The sequence below is a fragment of the Pseudomonas sp. B21-019 genome (assembly GCF_024749225.1).
Taxonomy (GTDB): Bacteria; Pseudomonadota; Gammaproteobacteria; order Pseudomonadales; family Pseudomonadaceae; genus Aquipseudomonas.
In genome coordinates, this window is the sequence record NZ_CP087193.1 from 1,821,159 (window position 1) to 1,837,573 (window position 16,415).

The 16,415-nt window shown below is 59.8% G+C and carries 20 protein-coding genes; 11 read left to right on the forward strand and 9 right to left on the reverse strand.

Translation table 11 applies throughout. From position 1 onward, the window contains the following. Positions 1–148: 148 nt before the first annotated feature. The gene (locus LOY36_RS08160) at positions 149–592 is read right to left on the reverse strand and encodes a PilZ domain-containing protein (protein ID WP_081628265.1); all 444 of its coding nucleotides are present in this window, start codon (positions 590–592) and stop codon (positions 149–151) included. On the opposite strand from LOY36_RS08160, the gene LOY36_RS08165 reads away from it, so the two are divergent. The 5 genes from LOY36_RS08165 to cysB all read left to right on the forward strand — a co-directional run bounded on the left by LOY36_RS08165 (position 591) and on the right by cysB (position 4,547). Next, entirely contained in the window at positions 591–977 is a 387-nt protein-coding gene (locus LOY36_RS08165) for a co-chaperone YbbN (RefSeq protein WP_258672885.1), read from the forward strand. The genes LOY36_RS08160 and LOY36_RS08165 overlap by 2 nt on opposite strands. Further along, entirely contained in the window at positions 974–1,930 is a 957-nt protein-coding gene (locus tag LOY36_RS08170) for a putative 2-dehydropantoate 2-reductase (protein ID WP_258672886.1), read from the forward strand. The genes LOY36_RS08165 and LOY36_RS08170 overlap by 4 nt, the downstream gene beginning before the upstream one ends. Positions 1,931–1,953: 23 nt before the next feature. Further along, on the forward strand, positions 1,954–2,859 hold the full coding sequence (locus LOY36_RS08175) for a 5'-nucleotidase (protein ID WP_018929795.1): 906 nt from the start codon (positions 1,954–1,956) through the stop codon (positions 2,857–2,859). Positions 2,860–2,955: 96 nt separating this feature from the next. Continuing rightward, positions 2,956–3,459, forward strand: coding sequence for a universal stress protein (locus LOY36_RS08180; RefSeq protein WP_007939995.1), 504 nt, complete (start codon positions 2,956–2,958; stop codon positions 3,457–3,459). Positions 3,460–3,572: 113 nt separating this feature from the next. After that, positions 3,573–4,547: an HTH-type transcriptional regulator CysB gene (gene cysB, locus LOY36_RS08185; RefSeq protein WP_007899921.1), complete on the forward strand. Its 975-nt coding sequence runs from the start codon at positions 3,573–3,575 to the stop codon at positions 4,545–4,547. A gap of 13 nt (positions 4,548–4,560) precedes the next feature. On the opposite strand, the gene LOY36_RS08190 is transcribed toward cysB, so the two are convergent. Both LOY36_RS08190 and LOY36_RS08195 read right to left on the reverse strand, forming a co-directional pair. Next, entirely contained in the window at positions 4,561–5,043 is a 483-nt protein-coding gene (locus tag LOY36_RS08190; protein WP_033064117.1) for a GreA/GreB family elongation factor, read from the reverse strand. Between the two features lie 14 nt (positions 5,044–5,057). Continuing rightward, on the reverse strand, positions 5,058–5,456 hold the full coding sequence (locus LOY36_RS08195; RefSeq protein ID WP_007939998.1) for a hypothetical protein: 399 nt from the start codon (positions 5,454–5,456) through the stop codon (positions 5,058–5,060). Between the two features lie 124 nt (positions 5,457–5,580). Between LOY36_RS08195 and earP the strand changes: the two genes are divergently transcribed. Both earP and LOY36_RS08205 read left to right on the forward strand, forming a co-directional pair. Continuing rightward, positions 5,581–6,723, forward strand: a complete 1,143-nt coding sequence (earP, locus tag LOY36_RS08200) for an elongation factor P maturation arginine rhamnosyltransferase EarP (RefSeq protein WP_111455031.1) — start codon at positions 5,581–5,583, stop codon at positions 6,721–6,723. Between the two features lie 48 nt (positions 6,724–6,771). Further along, positions 6,772–7,341, forward strand: a complete 570-nt coding sequence (locus LOY36_RS08205; RefSeq protein WP_007940000.1) for an elongation factor P — start codon at positions 6,772–6,774, stop codon at positions 7,339–7,341. A gap of 171 nt (positions 7,342–7,512) precedes the next feature. On the opposite strand, the gene LOY36_RS08210 is transcribed toward LOY36_RS08205, so the two are convergent. The 3 genes from LOY36_RS08210 to LOY36_RS08220 form a co-directional block, all read right to left on the reverse strand. After that, on the reverse strand, positions 7,513–7,932 hold the full coding sequence (locus LOY36_RS08210) for an organic hydroperoxide resistance protein (RefSeq protein ID WP_018930027.1): 420 nt from the start codon (positions 7,930–7,932) through the stop codon (positions 7,513–7,515). A gap of 265 nt (positions 7,933–8,197) precedes the next feature. After that, complete coding sequence (locus LOY36_RS08215) at positions 8,198–8,659, reverse strand: MarR family winged helix-turn-helix transcriptional regulator (protein WP_026286713.1); 462 nt, start codon at positions 8,657–8,659, stop codon at positions 8,198–8,200. A gap of 69 nt (positions 8,660–8,728) precedes the next feature. Continuing rightward, entirely contained in the window at positions 8,729–9,685 is a 957-nt protein-coding gene (locus tag LOY36_RS08220) for a LysR family transcriptional regulator (protein ID WP_258672887.1), read from the reverse strand. A 125-nt stretch (positions 9,686–9,810) separates the two neighbouring features. On the opposite strand from LOY36_RS08220, the gene LOY36_RS08225 reads away from it, so the two are divergent. After that, the gene (locus LOY36_RS08225; RefSeq protein WP_258674152.1) at positions 9,811–10,545 is read left to right on the forward strand and encodes a sulfite exporter TauE/SafE family protein; all 735 of its coding nucleotides are present in this window, start codon (positions 9,811–9,813) and stop codon (positions 10,543–10,545) included. On the opposite strand, the gene LOY36_RS08230 is transcribed toward LOY36_RS08225, so the two are convergent. Continuing rightward, complete coding sequence (locus LOY36_RS08230; protein ID WP_019650550.1) at positions 10,535–11,389, reverse strand: LysR substrate-binding domain-containing protein; 855 nt, start codon at positions 11,387–11,389, stop codon at positions 10,535–10,537. The two genes, LOY36_RS08225 and LOY36_RS08230, sit on opposite strands and share 11 nt — an antisense overlap. A gap of 96 nt (positions 11,390–11,485) precedes the next feature. On the opposite strand from LOY36_RS08230, the gene LOY36_RS08235 reads away from it, so the two are divergent. Further along, positions 11,486–11,701: a DUF1127 domain-containing protein gene (locus LOY36_RS08235; RefSeq protein ID WP_018930023.1), complete on the forward strand. Its 216-nt coding sequence runs from the start codon at positions 11,486–11,488 to the stop codon at positions 11,699–11,701. Between the two features lie 64 nt (positions 11,702–11,765). Beyond that, complete coding sequence (locus tag LOY36_RS08240; protein ID WP_258672888.1) at positions 11,766–12,995, forward strand: winged helix-turn-helix domain-containing protein; 1,230 nt, start codon at positions 11,766–11,768, stop codon at positions 12,993–12,995. A 105-nt stretch (positions 12,996–13,100) separates the two neighbouring features. Here the strand turns inward: LOY36_RS08240 and LOY36_RS08245 are convergent, their stop codons facing one another. Beyond that, the gene (locus tag LOY36_RS08245) at positions 13,101–14,447 is read right to left on the reverse strand and encodes a class II 3-deoxy-7-phosphoheptulonate synthase (RefSeq protein WP_258672889.1); all 1,347 of its coding nucleotides are present in this window, start codon (positions 14,445–14,447) and stop codon (positions 13,101–13,103) included. A gap of 148 nt (positions 14,448–14,595) precedes the next feature. Between LOY36_RS08245 and LOY36_RS08250 the strand changes: the two genes are divergently transcribed. Continuing rightward, the gene (locus LOY36_RS08250; RefSeq protein WP_007940010.1) at positions 14,596–15,351 is read left to right on the forward strand and encodes a spermidine synthase; all 756 of its coding nucleotides are present in this window, start codon (positions 14,596–14,598) and stop codon (positions 15,349–15,351) included. 58 nt (positions 15,352–15,409) lie between these two features. Here LOY36_RS08250 and LOY36_RS08255 read toward each other — a convergent pair whose 3' ends face one another. After that, positions 15,410–16,201 (reverse strand): crotonase/enoyl-CoA hydratase family protein, encoded by a 792-nt coding sequence (locus LOY36_RS08255; protein WP_258672890.1) that lies wholly within the window; start codon positions 16,199–16,201, stop codon positions 15,410–15,412. Between the last annotated feature and the right edge of the window lie 214 nt (positions 16,202–16,415).

The following is a 16,415-nucleotide window of genomic DNA, read 5'->3' on the forward strand; positions in this document are numbered from 1 at the left end:
CGCGCGGCGGAGCACAGCAAATTAAGCGCGTCGGGGAGCAGAACCTTAGCGCGTTACACCGTGGCTCGACAATGGGCAGACACCGGTTTAATGGGCATTCCCCATCAGTTTCCCCCACCGTGGCGGGGAAACTGATGGGGAATGCATCCTAACCGGCCATTGGCTGCGCAAATGCCTTGCTGACTGTATCGTGGGAGAACTCGTCGGCGTGCTGCTGGACCCATTCGAGGGCCAGGGTCTCATTGCTCTGCTGTTGGCTTTGGGGTTCATGCTGACGGCAGTAACGTTCGATCTGGCAGATCTGCTCACCCATCCGCGCGCAAAACAGCGTCTGTTCGTCAACGAAGGCGATCCCCACCAGATAGCCGCGTTTTCGTCGCAGGCACCACGCCACATAACCCAGGAAACGCAAGTCCGGGTTCAGGGTCGGCATGCGTATTTCCAGCGCCGTACCGTGGCGCCACGCGCGGTGGTAATTGCAAGCCATGCCGCCGAGGCTGATAGTGTGCAGCTCTTGCCGCGAAATACACTCATGTTTGAGCAACGTTAATTCGACGGGCACATCGTCAGGATGAGGAAGATAACGTCTCATGAACACGGACTCCCTGTGTCGGCCACTTGACACTGTTTCTCCCAGTATAGTGGTCGAATCGGAACTGACCGATTTCGACGCCGACCAACGGTTGCTGGCGATGAGCGGCATTTCACTGGTGATTTTTACCAGCGTTGGCTGCGCCAGTTGCCGTTTTGCCCGCGAGCAGTTGCCCAGCCTCGAACTGGCGGTCGATCGGCTGTGCTGGATCGATGCCGGGAGCAATGGCGGGGTGGTCGAGCGTTATCGGGTCTTTCATTTGCCGGCACTGTTTGTGGTGCGCGACGGTGAGTATTTCGGGGCGCTACAGTCGCGCCTGACCCGCACAGCGCTCAACGAGGCTGTGGACCAGGCGTTGAGTCGACCAGCAGAGGAGCTGCCATGACAGGCACTGTGGCCAAGCCGACAATCGGCATTATCGGGACCGGCGCGATCGGTGGTTTCTACGGGCTGATGCTGGCGCGTGCCGGCTTCGACGTGCATTTTCTGTTGCGCAGCGAGTTTTCAGCGGTGGCCGAACGCGGCTTGCATCTTGACCATGCGTCGTTGGGCCCGCTGACCCTGAACCCGGTCCAGGCCTATTCGTCGGCTGCCGACATGCCGCCCTGTGACTGGCTGCTGGTGGGCGCCAAGACCACCAGCAACGCGGACCTGGCACCGGCCATTATTCAAGCAGCCGCACCTGATGCCAAAGTGCTGTTGCTGCAAAATGGCCTGGACGTCGAAGACCATCTGCGCGAGTTGCTCCCCGGTTCGCTGCACCTGCTGGGCGGGCTTTGTCTGATCTGCGTCCATCGCGCCAGCCCCGGGGTCATCACCCATCAAGCGCTGGGGGCGGTGAATGTCGGCTACCACAGTGGCCCCGCCGCCGATGCACAGGCACGCATGAACATCGTCGAGGAGGGCGCCGGATTGTTCCGCACGGCCGGTATCGACGCCCAGGCCATGCCGAATCTGCAACAGGCGCGCTGGCAGAAGCTGGTCTGGAATATTCCCTACAACGGCCTGTCGGTGCTGCTTGGGGCCAGCACCACACCGTTGATGGCAGATGCCGACAGCCGCGCGCTGATTCAGGCCTTGATGGCCGAAGTTGTTCAGGGGGCCAAGGCCTGCGGTCATGACATGCCGCCGGGTTACGCCGATTATCTGTTCATGATGACCGAGAAAATGCCCGACTACTGGCCGAGCATGCATCACGATTTTCTGCACAAGCGGCCACTGGAACTGGACGCCATCTACACTCGGCCACTGGCAGCGGCGAAGGCGGCGGGATGTGAGTTGCCGCGAATCGAGGCCTTGTATCGCAGCTTGAGTTTTATCGACCGACGTAACCACTGAGTCGGTCAAGAAGGGGGAAGGGCATGGCAAATGTCATAGACGACAAACTGGTGCTGGCGATTTCTTCGCGAGCGCTGTTCGACTTGAGCGAGAGCCACAAGGTCTATCTGTCGAGCGGCGTCGAGGCTTATCGGCAGTACCAGATCGAACACGAAGACGAAATTCTCGAGCCCGGCGATGCATTCCCGTTGGTGGAAAAACTCCTGAACCTGAATACCCGTCTCGGCCGTGCCCGGGTCGAGGTGATCCTGGTGTCGCGCAACAGCGCCGACACCGGCCTGCGGGTTTTCAACTCGATTCATCACTATGGCCTGTCGATCTCGCGTGCGGCGTTCGTCGGCGGGCGCAGTCCTTATCCGTACCTCAAGGCTTTTGGTTGCGACCTGTTTCTTTCGACCCATGCCGAAGATGTGCGCAATGCGCTGGAGGCCGGATTCGCCGCAGCGACTATTCTATCGGGCGGTGCCAGTCGCGCTGCCAGCGATGAATTGCGCATTGCTTTCGACGGTGACGCGGTGCTGTTTTCCGACGAGTCGGAGCGGGTCTATCAGTCGGGAGGCCTGGCGGCGTTTCAGGCCAGCGAGCGTGAGGCGGCCCGCGAGCCTTTGCGTGGCGGGCCGTTCAAAGGCTTCCTCGCGGCGCTCAATCTGTTGCAGCGTGAGTTCCCCGATGATGCCTGTCCGATCCGCACCGCTCTGGTGACCGCGCGATCGGCACCGGCCCATGAACGGGTGATCCGCACCTTGCGCGAATGGGACATTCGTCTGGATGAATCGCTGTTTCTTGGCGGCCTGACCAAATCGGCTTTTCTCGAAGCCTTTGCCGCCGACGTATTTTTCGACGATCAGGCAGGCCATTGCGAGCTGGCCCGTGAAGTGGTCGCCACCGGGCATGTGCCCCATGGCATCAGTAACGAGCCGTCGGTTTAAAACCCGGCGGTTCAATGCGTTGCGCCGGACGCCGCACTCGCCACGGCACTGCTAAGCTGAATCAATCTCCGCCATGTTGGCATTCGAGGAGGTCATATGATTCGTTCGATGCTGTATGCCACTGACTTGGGTCTGTACGCACCATTGGTGATGCAGCATGCCTTGGAACTGGCTCGAACATTCAATGCCGACTTGTATGTGGTGCACGCGGTAGAGCCCATGGGGCTGTTTGCCGAATCCGTGTTGCAGAGCTATCTCGACGAGAAGGCCTTGAACGAATTTCACAGTCAGGGTCTGAACAATGTGATCGCCAATATTCAGCAACGGGTGCTCGACAACTTTCGCGAAGAGCTGGGGGATGAAGGAGAGCAGGATTTGCAGCGGATTCAGGCTGTGCGGGTGCTGCAGGGCGATCCGTCGCAGGTGATTCTCGACCAGGCGCAGAAACTCTCTGTCGATTTGCTGATCGTAGGGAGTCACAGCCATGGTGCTGGCGCGGAAACGCCGTTGGGTCGAACCGCTGCGCGCGTGTTGCAACTGGCCAGGGTACCGGTCTATTTGGTGCCGCTGGTAGAGCGTCGCCGCAAAGAGGATCGCTAGAACACGAATAATGGCATTTTGACAAAAAAGTTCTAGATTTATTGGTCTAACCATTAATATAGTTATATACCGTCGCTGATGCCCGTGGCGTCTACCTGCTTTGAGGGATTCATATGAAGCTTCAACAACTGCGCTACATCTGGGAAGTGGCGCACCACGACCTCAACGTTTCTGCTACAGCCCAAAGCCTCTACACCTCGCAACCGGGCATCAGCAAACAGATTCGTCTGCTGGAAGACGAATTGGGGGTCGAGGTTTTCGCCCGCAGCGGCAAGCATCTGACCCGCGTTACCCCGGCCGGCGAGCGCATCATCACCACCGCCGGTGAGATCCTGCGCAAAGTTGAAAGCATCAAACAGATCGCCCAGGAATTCTCCAACGAGAAAAAAGGCACCCTGTCGATCGCCACCACCCACACCCAGGCGCGTTATGCATTGCCGCCGGTGATCAGCAATTTCATCAAGCAATACCCGGACGTTGCCCTGCACATGCACCAGGGTTCGCCGATGCAGATCGCCGAGATGGCTGCGGACGGCACCGTCGATTTTGCCATCGCCACCGAAGCCCTGGAGCTGTTCGGTGACCTGGTGATGATGCCGTGCTATCGCTGGAACCGCTGCGTGGTCGTACCTCAAGGCCATCCGTTGACCAAGCTGTCGAAGCTGACCCTCGAAGCCCTGGCCGAATACCCGATCGTGACGTACGTATTCGGTTTCACCGGCCGTTCGAAACTCGACGAAGCCTTCAGCCACCGTGGCCTGACACCGAAAGTGGTGTTCACCGCCGCTGACGCCGACGTGATCAAGACGTACGTTCGCCTGGGGCTGGGCGTGGGTATCGTGGCGAAAATGGCAGTCGATACCAAGCTCGATAGCGACCTGGTGGTGCTCGATGCCAGCGAGTTATTCGAATCCAGCATTACCAAAATCGGTTTCCGTCGCGGCACTTTCCTGCGTGGCTTCATGTGCGACTTTATCGAGAAGTTCGCTCCGCACCTGACCCGCGAAGTGATGGCCAAGGCCATTCAGTGCCACAACAAACAGGAACTGGAAGAGCTGTTCGACGGCGTCGAACTGCCGGTCCATTAAGCGTCAACAGACGCTAGACCACCTCGGTGACAGCAAACTGTTGCCGAGCGCCCGCCACCAGAATCTCCACTTCATCCCCTTCGAACTTGCCCAGCAGGCTTTTGCCCAGCGGCGAGCGAGGGGTGATGACGGTAATCAGTTGCCCCACCAGATCAACCTTCAACCCGGCTGCGTCGGGGGCCAGGAACAGCCATTGTTCGCGACCTTTTTCATCCTCCAGGCCGAGCAGGGCGCCGACTTCGATGCCGCGCCGCTCGTCATAAGGCCGCAGTGTCAGGTTCTGGCAAAGGGTCAATGACAGCCTGATTTCCTCCACCCGCCTGGCCTGTCCGGCCGCCAGATAAGACGCCTCCAGCCCCAGGGTGTCGTACTTGTTTTCGGCTATGTTTTCTTCGTGGGTCGCGGTTTCGTAAGCGGTTTGCGCGGCACGCTCGGCGATGTCGAGATCAATCCGCAGCTTGTCGATAATCAGTTGGTGGACGGTCGGCTTGTGCATAGAGAGCTTCATGATCAATCACAGAATTGCAGGACGTTGGCGCGGCTTTTTTCGCTCGGCGCGGTCTGGTCCTGTTGCAGCCAGAACTGACATTTTGGATTGGCCAGATTGTGTTTGCTGCTTCTGGCCTGTTCCACCATTTGCTGCTGATCGTTCCTGCGCAGGTGTTCCTCGTACTGTTCGAACATCGGGTTTTGCGCAGCGGGTTGTTCAATCACCGGCGGCTTGGCCAGTTGCTCCACCGCCTGGGCCAAGGGTGCCAATTGCTCGTTGAACAACAGGCGCCAGGCGAGCCAGCAAGTCAGTGCGATCGCGATAAATCCCAGCCACAAACCGAGGGCGATGCTGCCGGTCAGTTGCAGCGCATTGAGCTGGATCGGCATGGAGCGGCGCGGGTGGGGACGGTAGGGCATGACTGCCTCCTGGCGGGTGGTCGCGGGCGAGTGGCGATTGTCGCACGAAGATTAATCGTCGTCGGCTCTTCTGCGCGGGGTAATTTATGCGGACAATCGGCGCTTTTGCCAACGGGAACCTGGAATGCCTGAAATGAAAACCCGCTGGGATATTTTTTGCACCGTGGTCGACAATTTCGGCGACATCGGTGTGACCTGGCGTCTGGCCCGCCAACTGGTGGCCGAACATTCAGTGACGGTGCGCTTGTGGGTCGATGACCTGCGGGCCTTCGAGCGGTTGTGTCCGGAAATCGACATCCACGCTACGCAGCAGTGGCAGCAGGGTGTCGAGGTGCGGCAGTGGTCAGCGCACTGGCAACCCACCGAAGCCGCGGATGTCGTTATCGCCGCGTTCGCCTGCCAGTTGCCGAGTGCTTATATGGAGGCGATGGCCGAGCGGGAAAAGCCGCCGCTGTGGATGAACCTCGATTATCTGAGCGCCGAAGACTGGGTCGTCGGTTGTCACGGCTTGCCGTCGGTGAAGTACAAGAACGTGCAGAAGTTCTTTTTCTTCCCGGGTTTTCGCAAGGGTACCGGTGGCTTGCTGCGTGAGAGGGGATTGCTCGAGCGGCGTCGGCAGTTTCAGCAAAGTCCCGAGGCTCAGCGAGAATTCCTGCAAGGCCTGGGGGTTGAACGCGCCCCGAATGCACAGCTGATCTCGCTGTTCGCCTACGAGAACAACGGGTTGGCCAGTTGGCTCGACGCCATGGCTGCCGACTCGACGCCCACTCATCTGTTGGTGCCCGAGGGGCGGATTCTCGGCGACGTCGAACGCTGGCTCGCAGTGGACGGGCTGACGGCCGGCGCGGTGCATGTGCGCGATGCCCTGACCGTGCAAGTGCTGCCGTTCGTCCGGCAGGATCAATATGACCTGTTGCTGTGGAGCTGCGATTTCAACGCCGTGCGCGGCGAAGATTCCTTTGTTCGCGCGCAATGGGCAGGCCGGCCACTGCTCTGGCACATCTATCGGCAGGACGAAGATATCCACCTGGACAAGCTCGACGCCTTCCTGACCCTGTACACCCAAGGCCTGTCCAAACCGGCTGGCGAGGCGATCAGCGGTCTATGGCGGGCATGGAATGCAGGTGAGACAATGGGCGAGTACTGGAAATCAACCCGCAAACATTGGCCGGAACTGGAAAAACATGCCGAGGCGTGGTGTCTGGAACAAGCCTTGCAGGCAGATCTTGCCGCAGCGCTGGTACAGTTTTACCTAAATTGGATATGATACGCGGCCTAGATTTTTGTAAATCCCATCCAAATTCGGATATTCGCAATGAAAACTGGTAAAGAACTGAAACCCGGTATGGTGATCCGTATCGACAACGATCCTTGGCTGGTTCAGAAAGCTGAATTCACCAAGTCGGGTCGTAACAGCGCGATCATGAAGACCAAGCTGAAAAACCTGTTGACCGGTTACAAGACCGAAACCGTTTACAGCGCCGACGACAAACTGGACGACGTGATCCTCGACCGCAAAGAAGCGACCCTGTCCTTCATCAGCGGCGACTCCTACACGTTCATGGACACCACTGACTACACCATGTACGAGCTGAACGCTGAAGACATCGAAGCCGTTCTGCCTTTCGTTGAAGAAGGCATGACCGATGTTTGCGAAGCGATCTTCTTCGAAGAGCGTCTGGTTTCCGTAGAACTGCCGACCACTATCGTGCGTCAGGTTGACTACACCGAAGGCTCCGCTCGCGGTGATACTTCCGGCAAGGTGATGAAGCCTGCCAAACTGAAGAACGGTACCGAGCTGTCGGTTGCTGACTTCATCGAAATCGGCGACATGATCGAGATCGATACCCGCGAAGGCGGTTCCTACAAAGGCCGTGCTAAATAAGCACCGCTTGAGGAATGAAAAAGCCCGACCATTGAGTCGGGCTTTTTTGTGGGCGAATGATCAAGATCAACAGATCGCAGCCTCGTTTCACTCGACAGCTCCTACAAGGGTTTGATTGATTCCCTGTAGGAGCTGTCGAGTGAAACGAGGCTGCGATCTTCTACTCAGTGATTAAACGGCAACGTGCAGGCGTACATCGACGTTGCCACGGGTGGCGTTGGAGTACGGACATACCTGGTGGGCGGCGTCGACCAGGCTTTGTGCATCGGCTTGTTCAAGGCCCGGCAGGCTGATGTGCAGGTCGATGTCCAGACCGAAACCGCCAGGGATCTGGCCGATGCCGACATGGGCGGTGATCGATGCGTCGTCGGGGATTTTGCGTTTGGTCTGGCTGGCGACGAATTTCAGCGCGCCGATGAAGCAGGCGGAATAGCCGGCGGCGAACAGTTGTTCAGGGTTGGTTGCCGCACCGCCGGCGCCACCGAGTTCTTTCGGGGTCGCGAGTTTGACGTCGAGGACGTTGTCGCTGGAGATCGAACGACCGTCACGGCCGCCGGTGGAGGTTGCGATTGCGGTGTAGAGAGTTTGCATGGTGTGAGCCTCGCTTTGGATTGGGTGTTTCGCGCTAAATGTTTGCGCGCTAAGTAAGTGCGAAGTGAATGTAGCTCGCTAATATTTAGCGCGCAATATAAATTTTTGAAAAAAACTGACCCTGCCCATCACCTGGAGATTCGATCAGGCGGGAGATGCTTGAGATAGAGGCTTTCGTGCGGGATTTATGCGAAGTGAATTTTTTGCGACGGGGAGGACGCCTTCGCGGGCGATCCGACTTGCCCGCGAAGAACGATAACGCGGTCTAAAGGCTGTCTTGCAGGTGGCTGCGCAGCTCCTGGAGATCCGCTTGCAGCTTCTTCAACTGCTCCAGCGTCTGCCCGCTGGCGCCGAGGATGCACTGCGGAATATCGCGCGCTTTGTCTCGCAGCGCATGGCCTTGCTCGGTGAGTTCGACAATCACCACCCGTTCGTCTTCGCGGCTGCGGGTGCGGCTCAGCAGGCCTTCGGCTTCCAGGCGTTTGAGCAGCGGGGTGAGGGAGCCGGGATCGGTCAGCAGTCGGCTGCTGATTTCGCCGACCGTCAGCCCGTCCTTTTCCCACAACACCATCATTGCCAGGTACTGCGGATACGTCAGGCCCAGCGCTTGCAACAGCGGCTTGTAAACCTTGGTCATCAGCAATGAAGTGGAATGCAGGGCGAAGCAGACCTGATTATCCAGCAGCAGGTTATCGCAGTTGTCCGGGGTGTCGCGCTCGGTGTTCATTTCAACGCCTTGATCAGTGATCGTCATGAATCTAGCGGGCGAATCTTTAATGCGCCAGATAATTATGGACTAGTGGCGGTCCAGGTTGGTTTGCAGCGCCAGATCCCACGGTGGGATGGGGCTGAAACGGGTCTTCAGGTATTCCAGCAGCAAGCGGCTACGCGAACTGGGCTGCTGCTCCAGGCGTAACGCATAAATTCCGGTGGTTTCCGGTTTTGGCAGACCTTTTTCGCAGAACAGCGGCAGCAGTTCGCCGCGCAATAAATATTCACTGGCCAGCCAGGTCGGCAGATGCGCGACACCCAGCCCGGCCAGTGCGCCGCAGACCAGCGCCTCGGCGTTGTTGGCGCTCATGCGGATTCGCGTAGGCCGGTGCAAGTGCATCTGCCCATCCCGCTCGAAGCGCCAGGCGAACGGCGGAGCCAGGCCGTCCCAATCCAGGCCGTCGTGGTCGACCAATTGCGCCGGCTCGGTCGGCACGCCACGGCGTTGCAGGTAATCGGGGCTGGCGCAGGCGATGCGCACCATGCTCGCCAGCGGCGTGGCCACCAGCCGGGTATCGGCCATTTGCCCGGCACGCAGCACCAGGTCGACCTTGCCCAGGTTCGAACCCTGCATGTCGACAAAGCTGTCGATCAGGTGCAATTGCACGTCGAGGCCGGGGTAAAGGGTCAGGAAGTCGGCAATCACCGGCGCCAGATGGCGTCGTCCGAACGCTGCCGGCGCATCGACCCGAATCAAGCCTTCCGGCGCATTGCTCAGGGACACCGCTTCTGCCCGCGCCAGCCGCAGCTCCGCGACGATCCGCCGCGCGCGCTCGGCAAAGGCCAAACCTGCCGGGGTAGCCCGCACCGCGTGGGTGCTGCGAATGAACAGCTGACTGCCGACGGCGCTTTCCAGGCTGTCGATGCGTCGCGCGACGGCTGATGGTGTCAGGGGATGACGGCGGGATGCAGCGGAAAAACTGCCGGTCTCCAGCACATCCAGAAACAGTCCGAGTTGTTCGGTCAATTGGTTGGGGTTCATGGCTTCGTCAACGCTTGTGCGAATTTGGCATAGCCATTGTGCGTTGCTGTGCGTTTCCCCGCCAGAGCCGACTGCGTAGGATGAACAGCCTGACAAGAGGAATACCGCCTGTGATTGAGTTCGTGATGTACCTGGTTTTTGGCGCTGCCCTGGGCACCCTTGGCGGGCTATTCGGCATTGGTGGCGGGTTGGTGGCGATTCCGCTGCTGGGCGTGTGGTGCGGTCTCGATCAGCAGGTCGCCCAAGGCACGGCGCTGGTGATGGTGGTGCCGAACGTGATGCTGGCGCTATGGCGCTATCACCAACGCAATCGCATCGAATTGCGTCATGCGCTGCCATTGGCTTCGATGGGATTCTGCTTCGCCTGGATCGGTTCGATCTGGGCGGTGGGCATCGATGCGCAAACCATGCGCGTGGGTTTTGTCGCGTTCCTGGTCGCGCTGTCGGCCTACAACCTGATGCGAATGTTCACCGCCACCGCGCCGGCGTCTTCACAGATGCATTATTCATGGCCGTGGCTGGGTGTGCTCGGCGCGGCTTCCGGGACCATGGGCGGGTTGTTTGGCGTGGGTGGGGCGGTGGTGGCCACGCCGGTGTTGACCAGTCTGTTCGGTACTAGCCAGGTGGTTGCCCAGGGCTTGTCGCTGGCGCTGGCATTGCCGAGCACGGGCGTCACGTTGGCGACTTATGCGGTGCACCATCAGGTGCACTGGGCGATCGGTATACCGTTGGCGGTCGGTGGATTGATGAGCATCAGTTGGGGCGTGAGAATCGCCCACGCACTGCCGGAGCGGCTGTTGCGCGGGCTGTTCTGTGGGTTTCTGGTGTGCTGCGCGGTGATGCTCGCCTTTAAAGTTTGAAGCCTTCGATGATGTGTTCGGCCAGGCATTCGGTGATCGGTGAAGGGTTGTTCAGGTTGCGGATCAGCATGATGCTGGCTTCCGGCAGCAGGGGCAGGTCCTGGTCGGCGCCGAGGATGCGCATGTCCGGCGTGATCAGGCTTTCCAGTTGCGCGGTGATCGCTAGCCCTGCGCTGACCACTGCCATCAATGCCGACAGGCTGGAGCTGTTGTAGGCAATGCGGTAATCGCGGCCCATGGCGTCCAGCGCATTGCACGCCCAGACGCGGCAGAAACAATCACTGTTGAACATCGCCAGCGGCAGCGGCGTCTGCTCGTGGGCGTTGAAGCATTGGGCTTCGGCCCAGACAAAACGCTCCTTGCGCAACAACTGGCCGATCTCGTTACCCGGCTCGCGGGTGACGATGGACAGGTCCAGGTCCTGGCGCTGCAACAGTTGCCGGGTCGATTCGCAATGAACCTCGATCTGGATCAGCGGGTAGAACTGCGCGAAGCGCGACAGGATGCCCGGCAGAAAGCGCATCACGTAATCGTCGGGCGTGCCGATGCGCACCGTGCCGACCATGTGCGGCTCGCGCAGGGTATTGAAGACTTCGCTGTGGAGTTTGAGTATGCGCCGCGCATAGCCGAGCAACACCTGGCCTTCTGCGGTCAGCTTGACCTGGCGCCCGTCGCGTTCGAACAGCTGGCGCTGCAACACGTCCTCTTCCAGACGTTTCATCTGCATGCTCACCGCCGACTGGGTGCGGTTGACCATTTCCCCTGCGCGGGTAAAGCCGCCCTGATCGGCGATCGCGACGAAGGTGCGCAGTACATCGGTGTCGATACTGGGGTAGGCGGACATTCATCAATCTCCGAGATGTATGCCATCAGAAACATTCGTTGGATTGATCTTAGCGCTGCAGCGAGACTGGATCCATCCCTAAAGGAGGGCTACACGATGAAAGGTCACAACGAGCATGTAACGGAACAAAAATTCTCAATCCACGCGGTATCCGATCTGCTGCACAAGTTTAGTCGCTGGTACGAACTTCACCGTGAACGTGAATTACTGGCGAGCTTGAGCGACGAAGCACTGAAGGATATCGGCGTGAGCCGCGCAGATGTGGAGCATGAGGCAGTAAGACCGTTCTGGGATGATCCGATGCACAAATGATGATGCCATCGCTACACAAACCACTTTCGGGTGAGGTAGGTTGCGAGCAGACAAGGAGATGCTCATGCCCGCCACACTGTCCTTTTCCCTCAAACAGGCTCGGCGTCTGGCGCTGGCTGCCCAAGGGTTCAACGGGCGCCAGCCGCCGGCGGCGATCAAACCGGTTCAGCTCAACCGGCTGATCGAACGGCTCGGCATTCTGCAGATCGATTCGGTCAATGCATTGGTGCGTTCGCACTACCTTCCCGTGTTTTCCCGACTTGGCAATTATTCAACCGACTTGCTCGATCAGGCTGCCTGGAGTCAGGGCCGCCGGCGCACGTTATTCGAGTATTGGGGCCACGAAGCTTCGTTATTACCGTTGTCGATGTACCCCTTGATGCGCTGGCGCATGCAGCGCGCAGCCCGTGGCGAAGATATCTACCAGCAACTGGCGCGTTTCGGTCGTGAGCAGCAGGACACGATTCGCCGTGTTTTAGCGTCGGTCCAGGAGCTTGGTGCGCTGGGGGCGGGCAGCCTGTCGACCCGTCAGGAACGGGCAGGGCCGTGGTGGGACTGGAGCGCTGAAAAGCATGCGCTGGAATGGTTGTTCGCCGCCGGTGAAGTGACCGTGGCCAGTCGGCGCGGGTTCGAACGGCTATATGATTTGCCGGAGCGGGTGCTTCCTGCGACGGTTCTGCAGCAGCCCTTGCTCAGTGAAGCCGAAGCCCAGCGCGGGTTATTGCTGCATGCGGCCACGGCGTTGGGCGTCGGCACGGAAAAGGACTTGCGGGACTATTTTCGCTTGAACCCGGCAGACAGCCGGCCGCGTCTGGCGGAACTGGTCGAGGGCGGTGATCTGCTGGTCTGTGAGGTTGAAGGCTGGCGGCAACCGGCCTATTGCCTGGCTGAGTCGAAGGTGCCGCGCAAGGTCGAGGCCAGTGCGCTGCTTTCACCATTCGATTCGCTGATCTGGGAACGCAGCCGTACCGAGCGATTGTTCGATTTCCGTTATCGGTTGGAGATTTATACGCCGCAGCACAAACGCGTCTACGGCTATTACGTCTTGCCGTTTTTGCACAATGAGCGGATTGCTGCGCGGGTCGACTTGCGAGCCGAACGAGCGTCGGGCCGGTTGGCGGTGCATGCCGTGCATGAGGAAGAGCCGGGGCTGGATGATGAAGGGATGCTGGCGTTGGCGGTCAATCTGCGGCGGATGGCGGGCTGGTTGGGGCTTGAGCGGCTTCAGCTGAATTGCCCGCGGGCGAGTGCGGCGAGGTTGCGGGGGGCGTTGGCTCAAATGGGTGGTGATTGAGCTGACGCCTTCGTGTAGGAGCTGCCGCAGGCTGCGATCTTTTAGCGGTCTTGAGTCAAAACAAGATCAAGATCAAAAGATCGCAGCCTGCGGCAGCTCCTGCACTCACCGCCGAACCTGTTTCAGGGTCTCGGCAATCAAAAACGCCAGTTCCAGCGACTGATCGGCATTCATCCGCGGGTCGCAATGGGTGTGATAACGATCCGACAACCCATCTTCGGTAATCGGCCGCGCGCCGCCGATGCATTCGGTGACGTTCTGCCCGGTCATTTCGATGTGGATGCCGCCGGCATAACTGCCTTCCGCTTCGTGAACCTGGAAGAACTGCTTCACCTCGCCCAGGATCTGTGCGAAGTCGCGGGTCTTGTAGCCGCTGCTGGCCTTGATGGTGTTGCCGTGCATCGGATCGGAGCTCCAAAGCACTTGCTTGCCTTCGCGCTGCACTGCGCGAATCAGCTGTGGCAGGTGATCGCCGACTTTGTTCGCGCCCATCCGCGCAATCAGGTTCAGGCGACCCGGGTCGTTGTCTGGGTTGAGCACATCGATCAGGCGAATCAGGTCTTCAGGGTTCATGCTCGGGCCGACCTTGACCCCGATCGGGTTATGCACCCCACGCAGGAATTCGACGTGAGCGCCGTCCAGTTGACGGGTACGGTCACCGATCCACAGCATGTGGGCCGAGCAGTCGTAGTAGTCGTTGGTCAGGCTGTCGCGACGCACGAAGGCTTCTTCGTAGTTCAGCAGCAGCGCTTCGTGGGCGGTGAAGAAGCTGGTTTCGCGCAGTTGCGGCGAGCTGTCCATGCCGCAGGCGCGCATGAAGGCCAGGGTTTCATCGATGCGATCGGCCAGGTGGCTGTATTTCTCGGCCAGTGCCGAGTTGGCGATGAAGTCCAGGTTCCATTTGTGCACCTGATGCAGGTCGGCAAAGCCGCCCTGGGCAAAGGCGCGCAGCAGGTTCAGGGTCGCGGTGGACTGGTGGTAGGACTGCAGCAGGCGATCCGGGTCCGGCACGCGGCTTTTTTCGTCGAAACCGATGCCGTTGACGATGTCGCCACGGTAGGCCGGCAGCGTCACGCCATTGATGGTTTCATCGTTGGCCGAACGGGGTTTGGCGAACTGACCGGCCATGCGTCCGACTTTGACTACCGGGCAACCGGCGGCGAAAGTCATGACGATCGCCATTTGCAGCAACACTTTAAAGGTGTCGCGAATTTTCGCGGCGGAGAATTCGGCGAAGCTTTCGGCGCAATCGCCGCCCTGCAACAGAAACGCCCGGCCCTGGGTGACTTCGGCAAACTGACGGCGCAACTCCCGCGCTTCACCGGCAAACACCAGTGGCGGATAGCTCGCCAGGGTTTGCTCGACGTGCAGCAAATGCGTCGCGTCGGGGTATTGAGGTTGTTGCTGGATCGGCAGGGCGCGCCAGCTGTCAGGGCTCCAGGGTTGGCTCATCGCAGTCTCTAGTGTTTTACGCTCGGACGGTTATGTTATCAGCAATTAGTGCGTGACCTGCTCCCGTCGCTTCGCGGACAATCGCGCCTTTGCCGCTTTATGTTGCGGTTTATCGTGTTGCCGGGGCCGGTAACGATCAGGAGACGAAATGACTGAGGAGCGCGTCGAGCATCTGCTCGCCGAGGTGCAGGATGAGTTCGGCGTGATTCGCGTGCTGGAAGTGGCCGATTACCGTTTTCTGGAGTTCGGTGACGCCATCGAACAGAGCTGCGTGTTCACCGCCGACCCTAGCTGGCTCGAGTACGATTACACCCGCGCGATGCTGATTGGCGCGCTGTGCCACGAGCAGCCGGAAAGCGCGCTGTTCCTCGGCCTTGGCGCCGGGACACTGACCCAGGCTTGCTTGAAGTTCCTGCCACTGGAAGATGTCGAAGCCATCGAGCTGCGCCCTGACGTACCGCGCCTGGCTATCGAATACCTGGGCCTGGATGACGATCCGCGGCTGTACATCCGCGTCGGCGATGCGCTGGAGTTGCTCGATACGGCTGAACCGGCCGATCTGATTTTCGTCGACCTGTATACCGATGTCGGGCCGGGTGTCGGGCATCTGGCCTGGAGCTTTCTGGAAAACTGTCAGAAACGCTTGAATCCGGGTGGCTGGCTGGTGATCAACCAGTGGGCCACCGACGACGGCAAGCCGTTGGGCGCAGCGTTGTTGCGCGGTCTCTATCACCGGCATTACTGGGAACTGCCGGTGAAGGAGGGCAACGTGATTCTGATCGTGCCATCGGAGCTGGATCAGGAGCTGGACATGGAAGGGCTGATCGCCCGCGCGGAAGGCTTGGCGCCGCGGTTGGGGTATTCGTTGCAATCGTTGATCAAGGATATTCGGCCAGCGACTTAATGCGATGAGGTCATCTGTGGCAAGGGAGCTTGCTCCCTCGCCACAAAAAGCCGATCTGTCAGCAGCCTTTGAAGACGCCCGGCCGCTTCTCGATCATCGACCGCACACCCTCCTTGGCGTCCTCGCTGTTGAGCAGTTTCTTCACCAGCGCCGGCAATGCCTTGGCCGCAGCAATTTCACCCTCGTAGCGCGCCTGTCGCGCAGACATCAACGTCGCCTGAACCCCCAGCGGTGCCTGCCTCGCAATCCTCTCAGCCAACTCGATCGCCCGTGGCAGCAAGTCCTCGCTGGCCATGACTTCCTGCACCAGGCCCAGATGCAAGGCGTCATGTGCATCGAATTCATCGCCGGTGAGCAGCCAGCGCATGGCGTTGCCCCAACCGGCGACCTGATGCAGGCGCAAGGTGGCGCCGCCGAACGGGAGGAGTCCGCGCTGCACTTCCTTTTGGGCAAAACGGGTATTGCTGGCGCACAGGTTGATGTCGGCGGCCAGCATCAATTCGATGCCCGCGGTCAGGCAGTAGCCTTGCGCCGCGACAATCACCGGTTTGCTGACGCGGGGGCCGCCGAACACGCCCCAGGGATCGCAGCCGCCGGGCGGTGCCTGCCAGCCTTCGGCCAGGGCTGCGCCGGCGCTGACCAGGTCGAGCCCGGCAGTGAAATGCTCGCCATGGCCGAACACCACCGCGACCCGCGCCTCACTGTCGGCTTCGAATTCGCCATAGGCCAGGCTGAGTGCGTTGAGCAGGTCGAGGTCGAAGGCATTGCGCTTGGCCACCCGATCCAGGCCGATCATCAGGACATGACCGTGTCTTTCACGGGTTACACGACTGGGGCTGGGCTGATTCATGGAGCATTTCCTCGGGCGGGAAGGGTGCGTCAGACCAAAGGTCTGCGTCGCAAGGGTGAACCGTTTTAGCGCCATCGTCAGCAGGGCCGGGCCTTTGCAAAATAGACGGTTGTACGATTATCCGCAAAGCCCGTGACACAACGGCGTATGCCGGTTTTTTCCGATAAAAAAAGCTCCCTTTTTTGCCGAATTCCGGTATAGTGCGCGCCGGCCT